Raw genomic sequence first — 19,730 nt, 5'->3', positions numbered from 1 at the left:
AGTGCTCACACGTCTTTGCGGATCGGCTCTTCGACTTTCTGCGCCTGCACGTCGATGGTGTGCGGCGGGTTGGCCTGAGCGGTGGCTTGCGGCTGCACCGGTGGTACCGGTTGCGCAGGCGTCACGGTTGGATCAGCGGCAGGTTTTTCGTCGTCGTTCATGGCTTTGCGGAAGCCCTTGATCGACTCGCCAACGTCGGTGCCGAGGTTTTTCAGTTTCTTGGTGCCGAACACCAACACCACGACTACCAGAATGACGATCCAGTGTTTCCAGTCAAAAATGCCCATGTTGCTGTTCCTCTCTAAAAATTGTTCAGGCGGACGGACGCGAGGCTTTCTCGACGTGTCCGGACAGACCGAAGCGACGATCCAGTTCATCGAGCACAGCCTGCGGATGCTGCCCCAGTTGGGCGAGCATGACCATGCTGTGGAACCACAGGTCGGCGGTCTCGTAGATCACATCGCTGCAGTCGCCGCTGATGGCGGCGTCTTTGGCGGCAATAATGGTTTCGACCGACTCTTCGCCGACTTTCTCCAGAATTTTGTTCAAACCCTTGTGGTACAGACTAGCTACATATGAGCTGTCGGCGGCTGCGCCTTTGCGCTCTTCGAGCACTTCGGCCAGGCGGGTCAGGGTGTCACTCATGTTTGTGTCCTGCGGAATAGATGGCGTGCGGGTCTTTGAGAACCGGATCGACGGTTTTCCAGTCGCCGTTTTCGAAGACGCGATAAAAGCAGCTTTGACGGCCGGTATGGCAAGCGATGTCGCCGATCTGTTCAACCATCAGGATGATCACGTCGGCGTCACAGTCCAGACGCATTTCATGCAGGGTCTGCACATGGCCGGACTCTTCGCCCTTGCGCCACAGCTTGCCACGGGAGCGTGACCAGTAGATGGCACGGTTTTCCGCAGCGGTCAGTTCGAGCGCTTCGCGGTTCATCCAGGCCATCATCAATACACGTCCGGTCTTGTGATCCTGGGCAATCGCCGGCACCAGGCCATCAGCGTCCCATTTGATCTCGTCCAGCCAGTTTTTCATCTTCAATTCCTGACAGAAGCAGCTTCGAGTTGCGAGCTTCACGCTGCAAGTAAAAGCAGTTGCGGTGTGCTTGTAGCTTCAAGCTTGCAGCTCGCAGCTTATAACTTGCAGCTGATTCGTGCTATCGGCGAACGACCAGATACAAGCCGACTGCCACCATGATTCCCGCCGGCCAATGCCCCAATTCGTTTAGCGGGCCACCGATGGCGAGGATCACCCCGCCGGCCAGATGCGCGCAACCGAGCAGGCGCAGGAACCAGTCGTCCTTGCGTTTATGCCACGGTGGCGGCGGGTCGTAGGCGTGCGGTTGGGACATGCGTTCGAGCAGATCGCGGGCCATATTCGCCAGATGCGGCAACTGTTCAAACTGGCTCTGCACGTTGCCGAGCAAGGCTTTCGGGCTGACGCGCTCGCGCATCCAGCGCTCGAGGAATGGCTGCGCGGTGTTCCACAGATCCAGATCCGGATACAACTGACGGCCGAGGCCTTCGATGTTCAGCAGGGTCTTTTGCAGCAGTACCAGTTGCGGCTGCACTTCCATGTTGAAACGGCGTGCGGTCTGGAACAGGCGCATCAGCACCTGGCCAAATGAAATATCTTTTAACGGTTTTTCGAAGATCGGTTCGCACACGGTACGGATTGCCGCTTCGAATTCGTTGAGTTTGGTCTCCGCCGGCACCCAGCCCGAATCGATGTGCAATTGCGCCACACGCCGGTAGTCACGCTTGAAGAAAGCGAACAGGTTGCGCGCCAGATAATCCTGATCTTCCGGGGTCAGGCTGCCGACGATGCCGCAGTCGATCGCGATGTACTGCGGGCTCCACGGATTGACGGTGCTGACAAAAATGTTGCCCGGGTGCATGTCGGCGTGGAAGAAGCTGTCGCGGAACACTTGAGTGAAGAAGATCTCCACGCCGCGTTCGGCGAGCATTTTCATGTCGGTGCGCTGATCGGCGAGGGTCGCCAGATCGGTCACCTGAATGCCGTAGATGCGCTCCATCACCAGCACTTTCGGCCGGCACCAGTCCCAATAGACTTGCGGCACGTAGAGCAGCGGCGAACCTTCGAAGTTGCGCTTCAACTGGCTGGCGTTGGCCGCCTCGCGCAGCAGGTCGAGTTCGTCGTAGATGGTTTTTTCGTAGTCCTGCACCACGTCGACCGGGTGCAGCAGACGCGCGTCGGCCGAGAGCTTTTCAGCGGCGCGGGCGAGGATGAACAGCCACGCCAGATCCTGCGCGATGATCGGTCTCAAGCCCGGGCGGATCACTTTAACCACCACTTCTTCGCCGGTTTTCAACTGCGCGGCATGCACCTGCGCCACCGAGGCCGAAGCCAGCGGCTCAACGTCGAAACGGCTGAACACGTCGCTGATTTTCTTGCCGAGCTGTTCTTCGATCAACTTGATCGACAGCTGCGAATCGAACGGCGGCACGCGATCCTGCAAGCGCATCAGCTCATCGGCGATGTCTTCCGGCAGCAAGTCGCGGCGGGTCGAGAGAATCTGCCCGAACTTGATGAAAATCGGCCCGAGATCCTGCAACGCCAGACGCAAACGCGCGCCCCGGCTCAGATCCAGCGGCTTGCGCGGGAACCAGCGCCACGGCAGCACATAGCGCAGCGCCAGGAGGAACCAGGGCAGCGGCAGATCGAACAGCAGGTCATCGAGACGGTAGCGGATCACGACGCGCTGGATGCGCAACAGACGGCGGACGGCAAGCAGCTTCATGCGTTATCGCTTGGGTCGAGGGATCGGGAAAGGCGCTCGAAGCGCGCCTCGAGACGTTCCAGATCAAGTTTGATCCGGTCCAGTTCACTGAACCGCGCTTCGGCTTCGCGCTGCCCGACGAGGGTGCGCGATTCTTCAGCGAGGTATTCGGCGAGGTTCTGGTTGAGGCTGGCAAATCCTTGTTGATACCAGCGCGCGCGGCTGCGCAAGTGACCGCCAATCAGTTGCGTGGCGACCGGGCCGAGCCAGCGCGAGAGTTCGTACTCCCAGTCCAGCTCAAGGTCTTGCAGCACGCCGGCCAGCTCCAGCAGCACGCCACTGTCGCCATCGAGCTCGACTTCCGGGGCGTGCAGCACCGCGGTCTTGTCTTTGCTCACGGCCAGTTTGATCAGGCTCGAAGCCGGCGCACGCAGGGTGCAGTCGACACCGGTTTCCCAGTGCGAGGCCAGCATCAGACCTTCGTCGCTCGGCAAAATGAACAGTTGCAGCGCCGGGCTGCGGCAGTCGACGGCAATCACTTTGCCGGTCAAATGCGCCAGCCGCGGCAGCGCCGTGCTGTCGAGACGCAGCACCCGGTTGAGGCCGAGTTCAACGCTGGCGAGCAGCCCGGTAAGTAACATCAGGGCTTGATGCCACGGTGCAGGGCGACGATGCCTGCGGTCATGTTGTGATAGGTCACGCGGTCAAAACCGGCGTCGACCATCATCGACTTCAACGTTTCCTGATTCGGGTGCATGCGGATCGATTCGGCCAGGTAGCGATAGCTTTCCGAGTCGTTGGTGATCAGCTTGCCCATCAGCGGCATGAAGGCGAACGAGTAGGCGTCGTAGGCTTTCGACATCAGCGCGTTGGTCGGCTTGGAGAATTCCAGCACCAACAGGCGACCGCCAGGCTTGAGCACGCGCAGCATCGAACGCAGCGCGTCTTCTTTGTGCGTCACGTTGCGCAGGCCGAAGGCGATGGTCACGCAGTCGAAATGGTTGTCCGGGAACGGCAGCTTTTCCGCGTCCGCCTGAACGAATTCGACGTTGCCGGCGACACCCAGGTCGAGCAGGCGGTCACGACCGACCTTGAGCATGGATTCGTTGATGTCAGCCAAAACGACCTGACCGGTCGGGCCGACCAGGTGCGAGAATTTTTTGGTCAGGTCACCGGTACCGCCGGCGATGTCCAGCACGCGGTTACCGCTGCGCACGCCCGACAGTTCGATCGCGAAACGCTTCCACAAACGGTGCATGCCGCCCGACAGAAGGTCGTTCATCAGGTCGTACTTGGCGGCTACCGAGTGGAAAACCTCAGCGACTTTTTCCGCTTTCTGGCTTTCCGGAACGTTTTTGAAGCCGAAGTGAGTGGTGGGTTCGGCATCGCTGCCTTTGCGCTGATCAGTCATATCGCTGTCACCAAAAGAGAATGCGCGACATTCTAATCCCCAAGCCATGCTTTGTCTTGGAATGGCTAAAGGTAAGATGGGCAACCTTCGGGACGATTTGCCGCAGCGGCGGTCAAGATTTACCGACACACATTTTTCGCCCCATTCAAAAAGCAGGAGTCAATCAATGGCCAAAATCACTGTTGAGCGTGCCCACAACCTGGGTAAGGAAGCCGCCCGCGAGAAGGCCGACAAGCTGGCGCAAAAACTCTCCGATCAATATGGCCTGGAGCCGCAGTGGTCGGGCGACACCCTGAACCTCAAACGCTCGGGCGTGAAAGGCGCGGTGCATGTGGCGGACGATTCGATCAAGGTCGACGTCGAGCTGGGCCTGATGATGTCGGCCATGAGCGGCATGATCAAAGCCGAAATCGAAAAAGCCCTCGACAAAGCCCTGGTCTGAACATCAAAAGATCGCAGCCTTCGGCAGCTCCTACAGGGGAATGTGTACCCCTGTAGGAGCTGCCGAAGGCTGCGATCCTTTCGTTCAGGCAACACCGATTTATGTCAGTTGTTAGGGTGCCGTTTCTAATTTTTCTACCTACTTTGTGCCTGAGCCCGACACTTTCGCGGGCAGTTCCTCAAACCTTCTGCGCGTGAGGTGCACCATGGCCAAAGTAATTTTGAAGAAAAAAATCGACGCTTCGACAACCGCTCTGAGCGACGTTAAATCCTATGCCCGCAAGATCTGGCTGGCAGGCCTGGGTGCCTATGCCAAGGTCGGCCAAGAGGGCAGCGACTACTTTCAAGAGCTGATCAAAGCTGGTCAAACTGTTGAAAAGAAAGGCAAAAAAGCCGTCACCGAAAAACTCGAAGCGGCCAACGCCGAGATCGATGAAGCCAAGGGTGAAGTGAGTTCTTTCAAAGGTCGCGTCGAAGTTCAACTCGACAAGGTCGAGAAGGCGTTCGACTCCCGTGTAGCAAGCGCCTTGAATCGTATCGGCATTCCGTCTAAACATGACGTTGAGACACTCTCTGCTAAGCTCGATGAGCTGACGGCATTGCTCGAACGCGTCGCGCGTAAATCTTAAGGAGAACGGGATGGCTGGTAAAAAGAACACCGATAAAGAAGGCAGCTCGTGGATCGGGAAAGTCGAAGACTACTCCCGCAAAATCTGGCTGGCTGGTTTAGGCGTGTACTCGAAGATCGACACTGACGGCAGCAAGCTCTTCGATACATTGGTCAAAGACGGCGAGAAAGCCGAGAAGCTCACCAAGTCTGCAGTCGGCAAAAAAGTCGATGCCGCCAAGGATTCCGCTTCGTCGGCCAAGTCGCGCATCAGCGGCGTGAAAGATCGCGCACTGGGCAAGTGGGACGAGCTGGAAGGGGCTTTCGACAAGCGCCTGAACAGCGCGATTTCGCGCCTCGGTGTACCGAGCCGCAATGAAGTCAAAGCGCTCAACAGCAAGGTCGACACACTGACCAAGCAGATCGAAAAACTCACCGGCCTGAAAGCTCAGCCTGTGGCGGCGAAAACGGCTGCGGCAAAACCTGCTGCTAAAACGGCAGCGGCCAAACCTGCTGCTAAAACCGCGGCCAAGCCACTGGTAAAAGCTGCGGCTAAACCTGCAGCAAAAGCAGCGGCCAAGCCGGCAGCGAAAGCCAAAGCCGCCGCTAAACCGGCAGCAAAAACTGCCGCCGCCAAGCCTGCCGCTAAAGCAGCTGCCAAACCGGTTGCCGCTAAGGCCGCTGCGAAACCAGCCGCTAAACCTGCGACAAAAGCAGCAGCCAAACCGGCCGCCAAGCCAGCAGCGAAAACCGCTGCCGCTAAACCGGCTGCCAAGCCTGCGGCCAAACCGGCAGCAGCGAAAAAAACCGCAGTGAAAAAACCGGCCGCGCCGAAAGCCGCAGCGCCGAAGCCAGCAGCACCTGCTGCAGCCAAACCTGCCACCCCGGCAGCTCCGGTAAGCGCGTCGAACTCCGCCGCCGCACCGACTCCAGTGGCAACCCCGACTGCTGCATCGACCCCGTCGACGCCAACCAGTCAGTCCTGATTCTTTCAGGGCAAAACAAAACGCCCGTCCTGTGAAGGTCGGGCGTTTTTGTTTGAAGATCAAAAGATCGCAGCCTTCGGCAGCTCCTACAGAGGTACACATTCCCCCTGTAGGAGCTGCCGAAGGCTGCGATCTTTTGATTCCGGGTTACTCGTGGTCTTCAAGGTATTGCAGGGCCATCCGTTCGGTGGCGACCTTCACCGGCGGCAGCAGGTGCGGTGCCACCAACATCATGATCTGGTACACGACCAAACGAACTTCGCCCTCACGATCCAGAATCCGCTGATAATCCAGCGAGAACAGCAGCGTCATGGTGATCTGCTCCACCAACTGCCCCAACGCCTGGGTATCACTGACCAACTGCCCCGCCGCCTTCAACCGCGCCAGCAACGAAGCCAGCGTACGCTTCAGCGCGTTGAGCAGATGACGTATCCCCTTGGCCAGTTTCGGCAACCGCCCGGCCAGGTTCGACAAGTCCTGAAACAGGAACCGATACTGCGCCAGCCGCTCCACAATCAAATGCAAAAACAGCCAGTAATCCTCCGGTGCCAGTTCCACATCCGAGGGCGGATCAAGCAGCGGCGCCAGTTCATTCTGGAAGCGTTCGAACAGCCCGAGAATCAGCGGTTCCTTGCCGTGGAAGTGGTAGTAGAGGTTGCCTGGGCTGATGCCCATTTCGTTGGCAACTTCCATGGTGGAGACGTTCGGCTCGCCCTTTTCGTTGAACAGTTGCAAAGCACATTCGAGAATCCGGTCGCGGGTTTTCATCCAGTCTTCTTAGAAAAGTTCGGTTAAGCGTCAGCGCACGCGCACGTAGGTACCGGGCGCTGCCTCCATCGGTGGATAGTTCGGGTTGCCGAGGGTGAACGAGGTTTCGTGCTGGGCGCCGGAGCGTTGCTGTATCCATTCCAGCCACTGTGGCCACCAGCTGCCGTCGACGTGTTTGGCGTCGTAGTACCAGGCGCGCGGGTCGCTGCTCATCTTGGCGTTCTCGACGTACGCGGCTTTCGGGTTGCTCGGCGGGTTGAGAATGCTCTGCACATGGCCGCTGTTGGACAGCACAAAGCGTCGGTCACCACCGAGCAGCAAGGTCGAGCGATACACCGCATCCCACGGCGTGATGTGGTCGTTCATGCCGGCGACGCTGAAGCTGTCGACGGTGACTTTCTGCAGGTCGATCGGCGTGCCGCAGACTTCTAGCCCACCCGGATGGGTCAACGGGTTGTGTTTGAAGAAGTCCAGCAAGTCACCGTGAAACGCAGCGGGCAGGCGCGTGTTGTCGTTGTTCCAGTAGAGAATGTCGAAGGCCGGCGGCTCTTTGCCCAACAGGTAGTTGTTGACGAAGTAGCTCCAGATCAAATCGTTGGGGCGCATCCAAGCGAAGACTTTGGCCATGTCGCGACCATCGAGCACACCCTTTTGATAGGAACGACGCTTGGCCGCTTCGAGGGTTTGCTCATCGGCGAACAGCGTGGCCGAGGTTTCGATTTCACTGTCGAGCAGGCTGACCAGATAGGTTGCGCTGGAGACCCGCCGTAGCTGCCGCTTGGCCTGCAAATGCCCTTGCAGGGCGGCGATGGTCAGCCCGCCGGCGCAAGCGCCCATCAGGTTGACCTCGCGGGCGCCGGTAATCGCCCGGCAAATATTCATCGCCTCTTCCACCGCTTCGACGTAGGTCGAAAGACCCCATTCGCGATGGCGCACGTCAGGGTTGCGCCAACTGATCATGAAGGTCTGCAAGCCGTTTTTCAGCGCGTACTGGACAAAGCTGTTCTGCGGGCTGAGGTCGAAAATGTAGTACTTGTTGATCTGCGGCGGTACCACCAATAGCGGCTTGGCGTACTGCTTTTCGCTCATCGGTTTGTACTGGATCAGCTCGAGCATCTCGTTGCGAAACACCACCGAGCCGGTAGTGGTCGCCACGGTTTTGCCGACTTCAAAAGCCTGCTTGGTCACTTGCCGTGGCAAGCCGTCGTTGTGCAGCAAATCATCGAACAAATGACCGAGGCCGCGCACCAGACTGTGGCCGCCGGAGTTGAACAGCTCCTTGACCGCCAGCGGATTGAGCAGGGTGTTGGATGGCGCCACGGCGTCGTTGAGCAGGGTGAAGGCGAAGTGCGCGCGGGCGCGGTCTTCCGGGTTCATGTCGCTTTCGTCGATCCAGCTTTTGACCTGTTTCTGCCAGGCCAGATACGCCTGCAGACTACGCCGGTAAAACGGGTTGAGGCTCCACGCCGGGTCAGCGAAACGGCTGTCGTTGGGATTGGTCGGGTGCAGGGTTTCACCGAGCAGGACGCGGCCCAACTGGCCGCCGAGCTTCAAGGCGTGTTTCGCGCTGTGCACCGGGTTACGCAAACCGTGGGCGGCCACGCTGCGCAGGGTCGAGAGCAAGTCGCGACCGCGCAATCCGGTGATCGCACTCTGTGCGTTAATGAACACGGCGGGGCTGGGCACTACGCCCGTCGCTGGTTTGTCGCGCATGACTCAACACTCCTTCGTCTTCAGGCCAAAAACACACTCACCGAACCAGAACACCATAGACGCTGTTACGGGTTGCTGCTTGCGTGGCGTCCTGCCACGAATTGCGGGTAAAGCCCTGCATAAAGCCTGCCGCCGACCTTAGCCGCCGAGCGGTGTCGGGTGCGGGTGCATCACCGCGCGCTGCCGTTCCTCCTGGAGGAATTTCATGATGATCGGCGCCACGGCTTCGGCGCGGGTGATCAGGAACAGGTGGCCGTCATCGATGATGTGCAACTGCGCGTTGGGAATGCGCCAGGCGAGCATGCGCATGTTGATCAGCGGGATCAGCGGATCGTCGTCGCCGGCCAGCACCAGCGTCGGCTGATGGATCTTGTGCAGCCAGTGAATGCTCGTCCAGCCGAGGCCGGCGAACAGTTGCCAGTAATAACCGAGCTTGCCCGCCGAACGCACTTTCGCCGCGTGGCTGGCGGCCAGGGTCGGGTCGCGACGGAACGAGCCGCCATAGATCAGCGGCGCGATCCTGATCACGTGGGAGGGCTGAATGTAGCGCCGCGGACTGGCCATCAACCACAGTACTTTCGGTTTGCCCGGCACCATCACCGCACCGGCAGCGGTCGCCGCCAGCACCAGTTTCTTGCAGCGTTCCGGATAGTCGTAGGCGAACTGCTGCGCGAGCGCACCGCCCCACGACACGCCGATGACGTTGACCTGCCCGTAGTCGAGGTAATCGAGCATCCGCGCCGTCAGTTTGGCCAGACCGGGAAAACGGTACGGCCGATTAGGCGTCGAGGAGCCGCCGACACCGGGGACGTCGAAAGCGATCACTTCCAGATCCGGATCCAGCGCCGCGACAAACGGAAACACCAGCTCCAGGTTGGCGCCGATGCCGTTGAAAATCAGCAAGGGCGTCAAGTGAGGCTTGCCGGGGCGTACCGCCGTGCGGAGGGTCTGGCCATCCAGATCGACGGTACGGAATATGAACGGTTGCGGCATGCGTCAGACCCTGTGGATTTAAATTCACCACACCCCATGTAGGAGCTGCCGAAGGCTGCGATCTTTTGATCTTGTTTTTTAAAAATCAAAAGTCAAAAGATCGCAGCCTGCGGCAGCTCCTACAGGGGAGGGGTGGTGTCAGTTACCGCTCGTGTACGTATGTGCCCGGCGAGGCTTCGCCCGCCGGATGTGCCTTGTTGCCCAGTTTTAGCGGGGCCTTTTTCAGGTTGCCCGAGCGTTCGGCCTGCCAGGCCTGCCAGTGCAGCCACCAGGAATCGGTGTGCTTGGTCGAGTTCTCTTGCCAGTCATCGGCATTCGCGGCCATGCCTTCACTGGTCATGTAGCGCGATTTCGGGTTGCCCGGCGGGTTCAGGATGCTCTGGATATGCCCGCTGCTCGACAGCACGAATTCCACCTTGCCACCGAACAACTGCGCCGACTTGTAGCAGGACTTCCACGGCGTGATGTGGTCGTTGGTGCCGGCCAGCGAGAAGATGTCGGCCGTGACCTGCTTGAGGTCGATCGGCGTGCCGCACACTTCCAGTGCATTCGGGCGGATCAGTGGGTTGTTTTTGAACATCTCGATCAGGTCGCCGTGGAACGCCGCCGGTAACCGGGTGGTGTCGTTGTTCCAGAACAGGATGTCGAACACCGGCGGCTCGTTGCCGAGCAGGTAATTATTGACCCAGTAGTTCCAGATCAGGTCGTTCGGGCGCATCCACGCAAAGACCTTGGCCATGTCTTTACCTTCGAGCACGCCGGCCTGATACGAATGGCGCTTGGCGGTCTCCAGGGTCTGCTCGTCGACAAACAGGGCGACGTCGCTGTCCAGCGTCGTGTCGAGCACGCTCACCAGTAGCGTGAGGGAGTTGACCTTCTTCTCGCCGATCGCCGCGTAGTGGCCGAGCAGGGCGGTGCAGGTGATGCCGCCGGAGCAGGCGCCGAGCATGTTGATGTCTTTGCTGCCGGTAATCGCGGTGACCACGTCGACCGCTTCTTTCAGTGCATCGATGTACGTCGACAGGCCCCACTCACGCTGCGCCTTGGTCGGGTTGCGCCAGCTGACGATAAACGTCTGCACGTTATTGCGCAGGCAGAACCGCGCCAGACTCTTGTCCGGGCTGAGGTCGAATACGTAGAACTTGTTGATCTGTGGCGGCACCACCAGCAATGGACGCTCGTGGACTTGCTCGGTGATCGGCTTGTACTGGATCAGCTCCAGCACGTCGTTGCGAAACACCACCGCGCCTTCGGTCACGCCGAGGCTCTTGCCGACCTCGAATGCGCCCATGTTGACCTGGCTCGGCATGCCGCCGTTGTGTACCAGATCCTTGGCCAGATGCGAGAGGCCGTCGAGCAGGCTCTTGCCACCGGTTTCGAAGAAACGTTTGACCGCTGCGGGGTTGGCCGCCGAGTTGGTCGGGGCCATGGCTTCGGTCATCAGGTTGATGACGAAGTGGCCGCGCGCGATGTCTTTCGGTGAGAGGTTGCTGTCATCAATCCAGGAGTGGAGTTCCTTGCGCCACGCCAGGTAGGTTTGCAGATAACGTTTGTAGAGCGGGTTCTGGCTCCACGCAGGATCGGCGAAGCGACGGTCATCGCCGGCCGGTTGCAGTTCGGATTTGCCGAACAACACGTTCTTCAGTTCGAGGCCGAAATGGGTCACGTGCTTGACGCTATGGATCGGTTGTTTGATGGCCTGTTTCAGCACCATACGAGCAGAGGCGAGCAGATCCTTTCCACGTAGCCCAACGACAGGATTAAGCCCCAAGGTGTTTTCCGAGGCTTGGTACTTCAAGTCATCGTTATTCTTGTTACTCATCTACGACGCTCCATTGTCCTGAGACGAGTACCCGGTTTTCTGCTGTGCAGTTCCACAGCCAATGCCAGGTACTACTGCTCGGGTGACCGTTAATTCTGCATAGCTGTTTTACAGTCGTAGTGCACTGCAGGGAACTTGCCAGCTCCATTGGTTACCCGAGTTTAATTTTTTTCGCAAGCGGACCGATCCTGTATTCCGCAGGGGAGCATTCAAACAGATGAAGTTAGAAAATGCCCTCTAAAGAGCGCGAGGCTCGGACTAGAGCATCAGCTTGACGATCGACTCGTCGGGATCGCGGGTTTTTCCGGCGGCTTTGAGCTCGGCGAGATAATCGGCCCAGAGTGCGTCAAAACGTCGCCCCAGCTCGTAGAGGTATTCCCAGGTGAACAGACCGCTGTCGTGACCGTCGTCGAAGGTCAGTTTCAGTGCGTACTGACCGGCCGGTTCTACTTTGCTCAGACCGACGTGAATCTTGCCGAATTGCAGGATCGGATTGCCGTGGCCTTGAACCTCGGCGGAGGGAGAATGCACGCGCAGAAATTCGGCGGGCAGGGTGTATTCCTCGCCAGACGCGTATTTGAGCGTCAGGGTTTTCGAGGCTTTGTGCAGTTTGATGTCGGTAGGAATCATAAAAACAGCCTTGAGCTGCAAGCAACAAGCGGCAAGCTTAACTCAGCTTGCCGCTTGTAGCTCGGAGCTTGCCGCTTTACAGGATATAACGGGACAGGTCTTCGTTCTCCGCCAATTCGCCGAGGTGGCTGTTGACGTATTCGGCGTCGATCAGAATCGGCTTCTCATCGTGGGTGCTGGCCATGTCGCCGGCGCTGAACGACACCTCTTCGAGCAGACGCTCAAGCAGGGTGTGCAGGCGACGGGCACCGATGTTCTCGGTTTTCTCGTTGACCTGCCAGGCGATCTCGGCGATGCGCTTGATGCCTTCTGGCTGGAACTGAATGTTCAAACCTTCGGTTTTCAGCAGTGCGCAGTATTGCTCGGTGAGCGAAGCGTGCGGTTCGCTGAGGATGCGTTCGAAGTCCGACGGGCTCAGCGCTTTCAGTTCAACGCGGATCGGCAGACGACCTTGCAGCTCAGGCACCAGATCGCTCGGCTTGCTCAGGTGGAACGCACCGGACGCGATGAACAGGATGTGGTCGGTTTTGACCATGCCCAGTTTGGTGTTGACGGTGCAGCCTTCGATCAGCGGCAGCAAGTCGCGCTGCACGCCTTCACGGGAGACATCGGCGCCGCCGACATTGCCACGCTTGGCGACTTTGTCGATTTCGTCGATGAACACGATGCCGTGCTGCTCAACCGCTTCCAGCGCTTTGGCTTTCAGCTCTTCTTCGTTGACCAGACGCCCGGCTTCTTCGTCACGCACCAGCTTCAGCGCTTCTTTGACCTTGAGCTTGCGCGACTTCTTCTTGCCCTTGCCCATGTTGGCGAACAACGACTGCAACTGGTTGGTCATTTCTTCCATGCCCGGTGGCGCGGAGATATCGACGCCGGCCACTTCGGCGACTTCGATTTCGATCTCCTTGTCATCCAGCTGACCTTCACGCAGGCGCTTGCGGAACAGTTGACGGGTGTTGGAATCGGAACTTGGCGCTTCTTCATTGCTGAAGCCCATGCGTGCCGGCGGCAGCAGCGCGTCGAGGATACGATCCTCGGCAGCGTCTTCGGCGCGGTGGCGAACGCGGGTCATTTCCTGCTCGCGGAGCAACTTGAGCGCCGCGTCGGCCAGATCACGGATGATCGATTCGACGTCACGGCCGACGTAGCCGACTTCGGTGAACTTGGTCGCTTCGACTTTGATGAACGGCGCGTTGGCGAGTTTCGCCAGACGACGGGCGATCTCGGTTTTACCGACACCGGTCGGACCGATCATCAGGATGTTCTTCGGGGTCACTTCAACGCGCAGCTCTTCAGGCAGCTGCATGCGGCGCCAGCGGTTGCGCAGGGCAATCGCGACGGCGCGCTTGGCATCGTCCTGGCCGATGATGTGACGGTTGAGTTCGTGGACGATTTCGCGGGGAGTCATGGACATAGTAGTTGACGGTCCTCAAGCAAAAACAAGCCGTGGCACAGGGCCGCGTCAGGCTTATTCAGCGAGATCCTGCTCCTCAATGGTCTGAGTGTGGTTGGTGAATACACAGATGTCGCCGGCGATACCGAGTGCGGTTTCGACGATTTCGCGAGCCGACAGGTCGGTCTTTTTCAGCAGGGCGCTGGCCGCAGCCTGCGCGTAGCCGCCGCCGGAACCCATGGCGATCAGGCCGTCTTCGGGTTCGACCACGTCACCGTTGCCGGTGATGATCAGGGAAGCGTCTTTGTTGGCAACCGCGAGCATTGCTTCGAGGCGGCTCAGGGAGCGGTCGGTGCGCCATTCTTTGGCGAGTTCGACCGCGGCGCGCACCAGGTGGCCCTGATGTTTTTCAAGCTGGCCTTCGAAACGTTCGAAGAGGGTAAAGGCGTCGGCGGTGGCACCGGCAAAACCGGCGATGACCTGGCCGTGGTACAGGCGACGAACTTTTTTCGCGTTGCCTTTCATCACGGTATTGCCAAGAGAAACCTGGCCGTCGCCGCCCATGACGACTTTGCCGTGACGGCGGACTGAAACGATGGTGGTCAAGGGAAGAGTCTCCACACAGCGGGGCGAAAGTGCCTTATGCCCATTCATATGGGGGTGCTGGAGAGGATTTCAACCGTAGCGCGGGAGAGGAGACGAGCGGTGATCAACTGTAGGAGCTGCCGAAGGCTGCGATCTTTTGATCCTGATCTGAAAGCAAAATCAAAAGATCGCAGCCTGCGGCAGCTCCTACAGGGGGTTTGCGTCGCCTGTGGGAGCGGTTTTCTACGTAAAGTCAGCGGCTCTGGCGTTGTTGTAACAACAGATTGCTAAAACCGCTGCCCGCCAGTTGTTTCTGCGCTGTGGTCAGTTGTTCGCGGTTGCTGAACGGGCCGACCAGCACGCGGTACCAGGTTTCATCTTTCACCGTGCCCGATTCAACCGCGACCGCCTGGCCGAGCAGGATGATCTGCGCACGCACTTTGTCCGCGTCCGCCTCTTTGCGGAACGAACCGGCCTGGAGGAAGAACTTGGTCACGGGCGCCGCTTTCACCGGGGGTGCCGGTGGCGGGGTGATCCCGGCCAGCGCCGCCTGAGCACGCGCAGTGTCGATTTTCGCCGCTTCCGCCGGGGTCACCGGAGTGGTCGGCACTTGTGGCGTCGGCAGGGTTTTCTCCGGCACGGCGTCGGGCGGCACGATCACTTCCGATTCCGGCAGCAGGGTGTAGAAGTCGTACTTCGGTTTCACAGGCTGGGTCGGGCTCGGCGGGGTCTTGTTGGCCTCGGCGATCTTCGACGCTTTCTGCTGTTGCGCTTGCTCGACTTTCTCACGCTTGACCGTGTCGCTGCCCTTGCCCGGCTCCAGTTTCATCAGAAACACGATGAACGCGCCGACCGTCAGGCCGATGGCCATCCACAGCCAACCCGGAATCGGTTGCTTCGCAGGAGCTTGGTAACGGCTGGCGCCACGCTTGGGTGCAGGTTTTTTCTTGGCAGCCAACTTACATACGCTCCAGAGTTTCCAGACCCAACAGCTCCAGGCCTTGCTTGAGGGTGCGACCGGTCAGTGCGGCCAGACGCAGACGGCTCTGCATCTGGGCCGGCGTTTCGGCGGCGAGGATCGGGCAGTTCTCGTAGAAGCTGGAGAACAGACCGGCAACGTCATACAGATAAGTGCAGAGAATGTGCGGCGTGCCTTTGTCGGACACGTTGTTCAGCACTTCGCCGAACTGCGCCAGTTTCGCCGCCAGCTCTTGTTCGTGCTCGGCTTCAAGAACGATCTGACCGTCGACTTCGCTGAAGTCCTTGCCCAGCTTGCGGAACACACCGGCGACGCGGGTGTAAGCGTAAAGCAGGTACGGCGCGGTGTTGCCTTCGAAATTCAGCATCAGGTCGAAGTTGAAGCTGTAGTCGCTGGTGCGGTGCTTCGACAGGTCGGCGTATTTCACCGCGCCGATGCCGACGACTTTGGCGATGTTGCGCAGTTCGTCCTCGGCCAGTGTCGGGTTCTTCTCTTTAACCAGGTTGTAGGCACGTTCCTGCGCTTCGGTCAGCAGGTCGATCAGCTTCACGGTGCCACCGTCACGGGTCTTGAACGGACGGCCATCGGCGCCGTTCATGGTGCCGAAGCCCATGTGTTCCATCTCCATCGGATGGGTCACAAAACCGGCCTTGCGCGCCACGGCGAAGACTTGCTGGAAGTGCAGGGCCTGACGCTGATCGACAAAGTACAGCGCGCGATCGGCTTTCAGTTTGCCGCTGCGATAGCGCACGGCCGCCAAGTCAGTGGTGGCATACAGGTAACCGCCGTCAGCCTTGACGATGATCACCGGCAGCGGGTCGCCATCGGCATTTTTGAATTCGTCGAGGAACACGCACTGGGCGCCGTTGCTCTCGACCAGCATGCCAGCGGCTTTCAAGTCGTTGACCACGTTGATCAGGTCGTCGTTGTAGGCGCTTTCGCCCATCACGTCGGCCATGGTCAGTTTGACGTTGAGCAGTTCGTAGATCTTCTGGCAGTGCGACAGCGAGATGTCCTTGAACTTCGTCCACAGCGCCAGGCAATCAGCATCGCCGGCCTGCAGCTTGACCACCAGGCCACGGGCGCGGTCGGCAAACTCTGCGGAATCGTCGAAACGTTGTTTGGCGGCGCGGTAGAAGTTTTCCAGATCCGACAGCTCGTCGCTGGTGATCGGGTTTTCCTGCAGATACGCCATCAGCATGCCGAACTGGGTGCCCCAGTCGCCGACGTGGTTCTGACGGATCACTTCGTCGCCGAGGAATTCGAGGACGCGGGCCACGCCGTCGCCAATGATGGTCGAACGCAAGTGGCCGACGTGCATCTCTTTGGCCAGGTTCGGTGCCGACAGGTCGACCACGGTGCGCTGCGCCGGGCCGGCCTTGCGCACGCCAACATGGGCATCAGCCAAGGCAGCGTCGAGACGCGAGGCCAAAGCCTGAGTGTTCTGGAAGAAGTTGATGAAGCCCGGGCCAGCGATTTCGGCTTTGGTGACGTTCTCGTCAGCCGGCAGCGCGGCGATGATTTTTTCCGCCAGATCGCGCGGCTTCATGCCCGCAGGCTTGGCCAGCATCATCGCGATGTTGCTGGCGAAATCGCCGTGGGTCTTGTCACGGGCGTTCTCCACCTGAATCGCCGGCGACAGGCCTTCAGGCAACACACCTTCGTTGACGAGTTGGGTGAGGGCTTGTTGGATCAGCTGGCGAATGGTGTCTTTCATGGTCTTCTCTTTCGACCGCAAGCGCGGCGGCGCATCGATGCGCGGGTGGAAAAACTGGGCATTATCCGTTGCGAAGACGGGCTTGCCAACCTTAGCAGGCAGGATGTGGATATGTGGTGACATTAAAAGCAAAAGATCGCAGCCTGCGGCAGCTCCTACACGGGGATCTGGGTTTTCCTGTAGGAGCTAACGAAGGCTGCGATCTTTTGATCTTCAATACAAATCGACGGGATCGACATCCAAGGACCAACGCACCGCCCGCCCGCTCGGCATCTGCTCCAGCGCCAACAGCCAACTGGTCAGCAACCGATGCAGCGGCGCCCGCGCCGACGCCTGCAATAAAAGCTGCGCACGATAACGCCCGGCCCGTCGCTCCATCGGCGCCGGCACTGGCCCGAGCAGTTCAATCCCGCTCAGATTCTGCTCCGCCAGCAAGCGCTCAGCCTCGCTGCACGCCTCATCGAGAAACCCTTCCGCCTGCCCCGGTTTGTGCGCCTCAGCGCGCAACAGTGCCAAATGCGCAAATGGCGGCAGCCCGGCCGCACGACGTTCACTCAAAGCCTGCTCGGCAAAGGCGAAATAACCCTGCTCGGTGAGTTGCACCAATAAAGGATGGTCGGCCAGATGCGTCTGAATGATCACCTTGCCCGGCTCTTCCGCTCGCCCGGCGCGCCCGGCCACTTGAACAATCAACTGCGCCATGCGCTCGCTGGCGCGGAAGTCGCCGGAGAACAGCCCGCCGTCGGCATCGAGGATCGACACCAGCGTCACCCGTGGAAAGTGGTGACCCTTGGCGAGCATCTGTGTGCCGACCAGAATGCACGGCTGGCCCTTCTGAATCGTCGCGAACAGCTGATTCATCGCGTCCTTGCGCGAGGTGCTGTCGCGGTCGACGCGCAGCACCGGATAGTCGGGAAACAGAATCGCCAGACGTTCCTCGGCGCGCTCGGTGCCGGCGCCCACCGGACGCAAATCGACCTTGTTGCACTTGGGACACTGGCGCGGCGTGCGCTCGACGTAGCCGCAATGGTGGCAGCGCAACTCGCCATAACGCTGATGCACGGTCATCCGCGCATCGCAACGCGAACACTCGGACATCCAGCCGCAATCGTGGCACAGCAGCGTCGGCGCGAAACCGCGACGGTTGAGGAACACCAGCACCTGCTGGCCGTTGGCGAGGGTCTGGCCGATGGCTTGTTGCATCGGCCCGGAAATCCCGCTGTCGAGTGGACGGCTTTTTACATCCAGGCGTAGGAAGCGTGGCTGCTTGGCGCCACCGGCACGCTCATTCAGGCGTAGGAGGCCGTAACGTCCGGTGTAGGCGTTGTGCAGGCTTTCCAGCGAAGGCGTGGCGGAGCCGAGCACGATCGGGATGTTTTCCTGCCGCGCACGCACCAGCGCCAGATCACGGGCGTGGTAGCGCAAACCTTCCTGCTGTTTATAGGAGCCGTCATGTTCTTCATCAATGATGATCAGGCCGGGATTTTTCATCGGCGTGAACAGCGCCGAACGGGTGCCGATAATAATGTCGGCCTCGCCATCACGGGCGGCGAGCCAGGCTTCGAGGCGCTCGCGATCATTGACCGCCGAGTGCAACAGGGCGATGCGCGCGTTGAAACGTTGCTCGAAACGCGCGAGGGTCTGCGGGCCGAGGTTGATCTCCGGGATCAACACCAGTGCCTGCTTGCCGGCTTCGAGGGTTTCGCGGATCAACTGCAGATAAACTTCAGTCTTGCCGCTGCCGGTGACGCCGGCCAGCAGAAAGGCATGATAACTGTCGAAGCCGGCGCGGATCGCCTCATACGCGGCGCGTTGCTCGCTGTTCAGCGGCAGCTCCGGTTGCGCCAGCCAATGTTCATGGCGCAAGCCCGGTGCGTGACGGCGGATCTCGACTTGCACCAGACCTTTGGCCAGCAGCAGGTCGAGGCTGTCTTTGCTCAGCATCAGTTTGCTCAGCAACTGATGGGCAACGCCGTGCGGGTGCTGGGCCAATGTGGCGAGCGCCTCACGCTGACGCGGCGCGCGGGCGATACGCGGATCATCAAGGCTGGCACCGGGGGCGGCTGACCAGAAACGTTCCTGACGCGCCTCGGCCAGTTCGCCCTGACGCAACAGCACCGGCAGCGCCCAGCTCAAGGTGTCGCCGAGGCTGTGCTGATAATACTGCGACGTCCACAGGCACAGCTTGAACAGCGCTGGCGGTAGCGGCGGCGTCGTGTCGAGCAGGGCCAGCGCCGGTTTGAGTTTCTCCACCGGCACTTCGCTGGTGTCAGTGACCTCGACCAGAATCCCGATCATCTCGCGTCGGCCAAACGGTACGCGCAAGCGCATGCCCGGCTGCAATTGCTCGCGCAGCACGCCGGCCGGCGCTCGATAATCGAACAGGCGGCGCAGGGGCGAAGGCAAAGCGAGGCGCAGAATGGCGTCGGGCACGCGGGGGGATCTCTATCAACAGACGATTAAAGGACTGGCTGCATAACCTGTGGGAGCGAGCCTGCTCGCGAAGGCGGAGTGTCAGGCGACAAAAATGCTGGCTGATGGATCGTCTTCGCGAGCAGGCTCGCTCCCACAGGGTCGGGAGCCTAGCAGACGGTCGGTCTCGGTGACAGCTTGCGTGATTTAAAAGGTCTGGTAGAATCCGCGGCCTAATTACGTGCGGTATTCAACAATAGTGTTGGATGGCGGCACGCAGCCTGAGGAAGACATCATGAAAGCTGATATTCATCCAACATACGAAGTCACCGCAGTTACCTGCAGCTGTGGCAACAAGTTCGAAACTCGTTCGAACCTGGCCAAGCCTCTGGCGATCGACGTTTGCAACGAATGCCACCCGTTCTACACCGGTAAGCAAAAGACTCTGGACACTGGCGGCCGCGTTCAGCGCTTCGCAGACCGTTTCGGTGCTTTCGGCAAGAAGCCTGCTGCTGCAGAGTAAAGTTGA

20 protein-coding genes are annotated in these 19,730 nt (G+C 59.8%); 4 read left to right on the top strand and 16 right to left on the bottom strand.

All coding sequences use genetic code 11. From position 1 onward, the window contains the following. Positions 1-5 precede the first annotated feature (5 nt). From ACP3TY_RS23585 to ubiE, 6 genes are all read right to left on the bottom strand, one after another. On the bottom strand, positions 6-287 hold the full coding sequence (locus ACP3TY_RS23585) for a twin-arginine translocase TatA/TatE family subunit (RefSeq protein ID WP_003220847.1): 282 nt from the start codon (positions 285-287) through the stop codon (positions 6-8). Between the two features lie 25 nt (positions 288-312). Continuing rightward, positions 313-645, bottom strand: coding sequence for a phosphoribosyl-ATP diphosphatase (locus ACP3TY_RS23580; protein ID WP_007909355.1), 333 nt, complete (start codon positions 643-645; stop codon positions 313-315). Next, positions 638-1,039 carry a phosphoribosyl-AMP cyclohydrolase gene (gene hisI, locus ACP3TY_RS23575; protein ID WP_007909357.1) on the bottom strand — a complete coding sequence of 134 codons (402 nt, stop codon included), beginning with the start codon at positions 1,037-1,039 and terminating at the stop codon, positions 638-640. The genes ACP3TY_RS23580 and hisI overlap by 8 nt, the downstream gene beginning before the upstream one ends. 121 nt (positions 1,040-1,160) lie before the next feature. Next, complete coding sequence (gene ubiB, locus ACP3TY_RS23570; RefSeq protein ID WP_159811612.1) at positions 1,161-2,765, bottom strand: ubiquinone biosynthesis regulatory protein kinase UbiB; 1,605 nt, start codon at positions 2,763-2,765, stop codon at positions 1,161-1,163. Continuing rightward, the gene (locus ACP3TY_RS23565; RefSeq protein WP_064117077.1) at positions 2,762-3,385 is read right to left on the bottom strand and encodes a ubiquinone biosynthesis accessory factor UbiJ; all 624 of its coding nucleotides are present in this window, start codon (positions 3,383-3,385) and stop codon (positions 2,762-2,764) included. The genes ubiB and ACP3TY_RS23565 overlap by 4 nt, the downstream gene beginning before the upstream one ends. Then, positions 3,385-4,155 carry a bifunctional demethylmenaquinone methyltransferase/2-methoxy-6-polyprenyl-1,4-benzoquinol methylase UbiE gene (gene ubiE / locus ACP3TY_RS23560; protein WP_008080626.1) on the bottom strand — a complete coding sequence of 257 codons (771 nt, stop codon included), beginning with the start codon at positions 4,153-4,155 and terminating at the stop codon, positions 3,385-3,387. The genes ACP3TY_RS23565 and ubiE overlap by 1 nt, the downstream gene beginning before the upstream one ends. Before the next feature lie 166 nt (positions 4,156-4,321). On the opposite strand from ubiE, the gene ACP3TY_RS23555 reads away from it, so the two are divergent. The 3 genes from ACP3TY_RS23555 to ACP3TY_RS23545 all read left to right on the top strand — a co-directional run bounded on the left by ACP3TY_RS23555 (position 4,322) and on the right by ACP3TY_RS23545 (position 6,189). Continuing rightward, on the top strand, positions 4,322-4,597 hold the full coding sequence (locus ACP3TY_RS23555) for a polyhydroxyalkanoic acid system family protein (protein WP_038360037.1): 276 nt from the start codon (positions 4,322-4,324) through the stop codon (positions 4,595-4,597). Between the two features lie 205 nt (positions 4,598-4,802). Then, complete coding sequence (locus ACP3TY_RS23550; RefSeq protein ID WP_008080629.1) at positions 4,803-5,225, top strand: phasin family protein; 423 nt, start codon at positions 4,803-4,805, stop codon at positions 5,223-5,225. Between the two features lie 10 nt (positions 5,226-5,235). Then, the gene (locus ACP3TY_RS23545) at positions 5,236-6,189 is read left to right on the top strand and encodes a phasin family protein (RefSeq protein WP_401243511.1); all 954 of its coding nucleotides are present in this window, start codon (positions 5,236-5,238) and stop codon (positions 6,187-6,189) included. A gap of 147 nt (positions 6,190-6,336) precedes the next feature. Here ACP3TY_RS23545 and ACP3TY_RS23540 read toward each other — a convergent pair whose 3' ends face one another. The 10 genes from ACP3TY_RS23540 to ACP3TY_RS23495 form a co-directional block, all read right to left on the bottom strand. Next, positions 6,337-6,957, bottom strand: a complete 621-nt coding sequence (locus ACP3TY_RS23540) for a TetR/AcrR family transcriptional regulator (RefSeq protein ID WP_008080633.1) — start codon at positions 6,955-6,957, stop codon at positions 6,337-6,339. Positions 6,958-6,987: 30 nt separating this feature from the next. After that, on the bottom strand, positions 6,988-8,670 hold the full coding sequence (gene phaC / locus ACP3TY_RS23535; RefSeq protein WP_400755769.1) for a class II poly(R)-hydroxyalkanoic acid synthase: 1,683 nt from the start codon (positions 8,668-8,670) through the stop codon (positions 6,988-6,990). A gap of 138 nt (positions 8,671-8,808) precedes the next feature. Further along, a complete protein-coding gene (gene phaZ / locus ACP3TY_RS23530; RefSeq protein ID WP_426618612.1) occupies positions 8,809-9,663 on the bottom strand; it encodes a poly(3-hydroxyalkanoate) depolymerase in 855 nt (284 codons plus the stop codon). 142 nt (positions 9,664-9,805) lie between these two features. Continuing rightward, positions 9,806-11,485 (bottom strand): class II poly(R)-hydroxyalkanoic acid synthase, encoded by a 1,680-nt coding sequence (phaC, locus tag ACP3TY_RS23525; RefSeq protein WP_426618611.1) that lies wholly within the window; start codon positions 11,483-11,485, stop codon positions 9,806-9,808. Between the two features lie 258 nt (positions 11,486-11,743). Next, entirely contained in the window at positions 11,744-12,115 is a 372-nt protein-coding gene (locus ACP3TY_RS23520; protein ID WP_282354893.1) for a DUF971 domain-containing protein, read from the bottom strand. A gap of 76 nt (positions 12,116-12,191) precedes the next feature. After that, positions 12,192-13,529 (bottom strand): HslU--HslV peptidase ATPase subunit, encoded by a 1,338-nt coding sequence (gene hslU, locus ACP3TY_RS23515; protein WP_053116639.1) that lies wholly within the window; start codon positions 13,527-13,529, stop codon positions 12,192-12,194. 54 nt (positions 13,530-13,583) lie between these two features. Next, positions 13,584-14,114 (bottom strand): ATP-dependent protease subunit HslV, encoded by a 531-nt coding sequence (gene hslV / locus ACP3TY_RS23510; protein ID WP_016984593.1) that lies wholly within the window; start codon positions 14,112-14,114, stop codon positions 13,584-13,586. Positions 14,115-14,346: 232 nt separating this feature from the next. Beyond that, positions 14,347-15,051 carry an SPOR domain-containing protein gene (locus tag ACP3TY_RS23505; RefSeq protein WP_159811618.1) on the bottom strand — a complete coding sequence of 235 codons (705 nt, stop codon included), beginning with the start codon at positions 15,049-15,051 and terminating at the stop codon, positions 14,347-14,349. A gap of 1 nt (position 15,052) precedes the next feature. Beyond that, positions 15,053-16,789 (bottom strand): arginine--tRNA ligase, encoded by a 1,737-nt coding sequence (argS, locus tag ACP3TY_RS23500; RefSeq protein WP_426618610.1) that lies wholly within the window; start codon positions 16,787-16,789, stop codon positions 15,053-15,055. A 213-nt stretch (positions 16,790-17,002) separates the two neighbouring features. Continuing rightward, the gene (locus ACP3TY_RS23495) at positions 17,003-19,222 is read right to left on the bottom strand and encodes a primosomal protein N' (protein ID WP_053116642.1); all 2,220 of its coding nucleotides are present in this window, start codon (positions 19,220-19,222) and stop codon (positions 17,003-17,005) included. Positions 19,223-19,496: 274 nt separating this feature from the next. Between ACP3TY_RS23495 and rpmE the strand changes: the two genes are divergently transcribed. Continuing rightward, positions 19,497-19,724: a 50S ribosomal protein L31 gene (gene rpmE / locus ACP3TY_RS23490; RefSeq protein WP_053116643.1), complete on the top strand. Its 228-nt coding sequence runs from the start codon at positions 19,497-19,499 to the stop codon at positions 19,722-19,724. Positions 19,725-19,730 lie beyond the last annotated feature (6 nt).

The sequence above is a fragment of the Pseudomonas rustica genome (assembly GCF_049959085.1).
GTDB lineage: Bacteria > Pseudomonadota > Gammaproteobacteria > Pseudomonadales > Pseudomonadaceae > Aquipseudomonas > Aquipseudomonas rustica.
The sequence above is the reverse complement of the archived record's forward strand: the minus strand, read 5'-3'. Positions and strand labels throughout refer to the sequence as shown.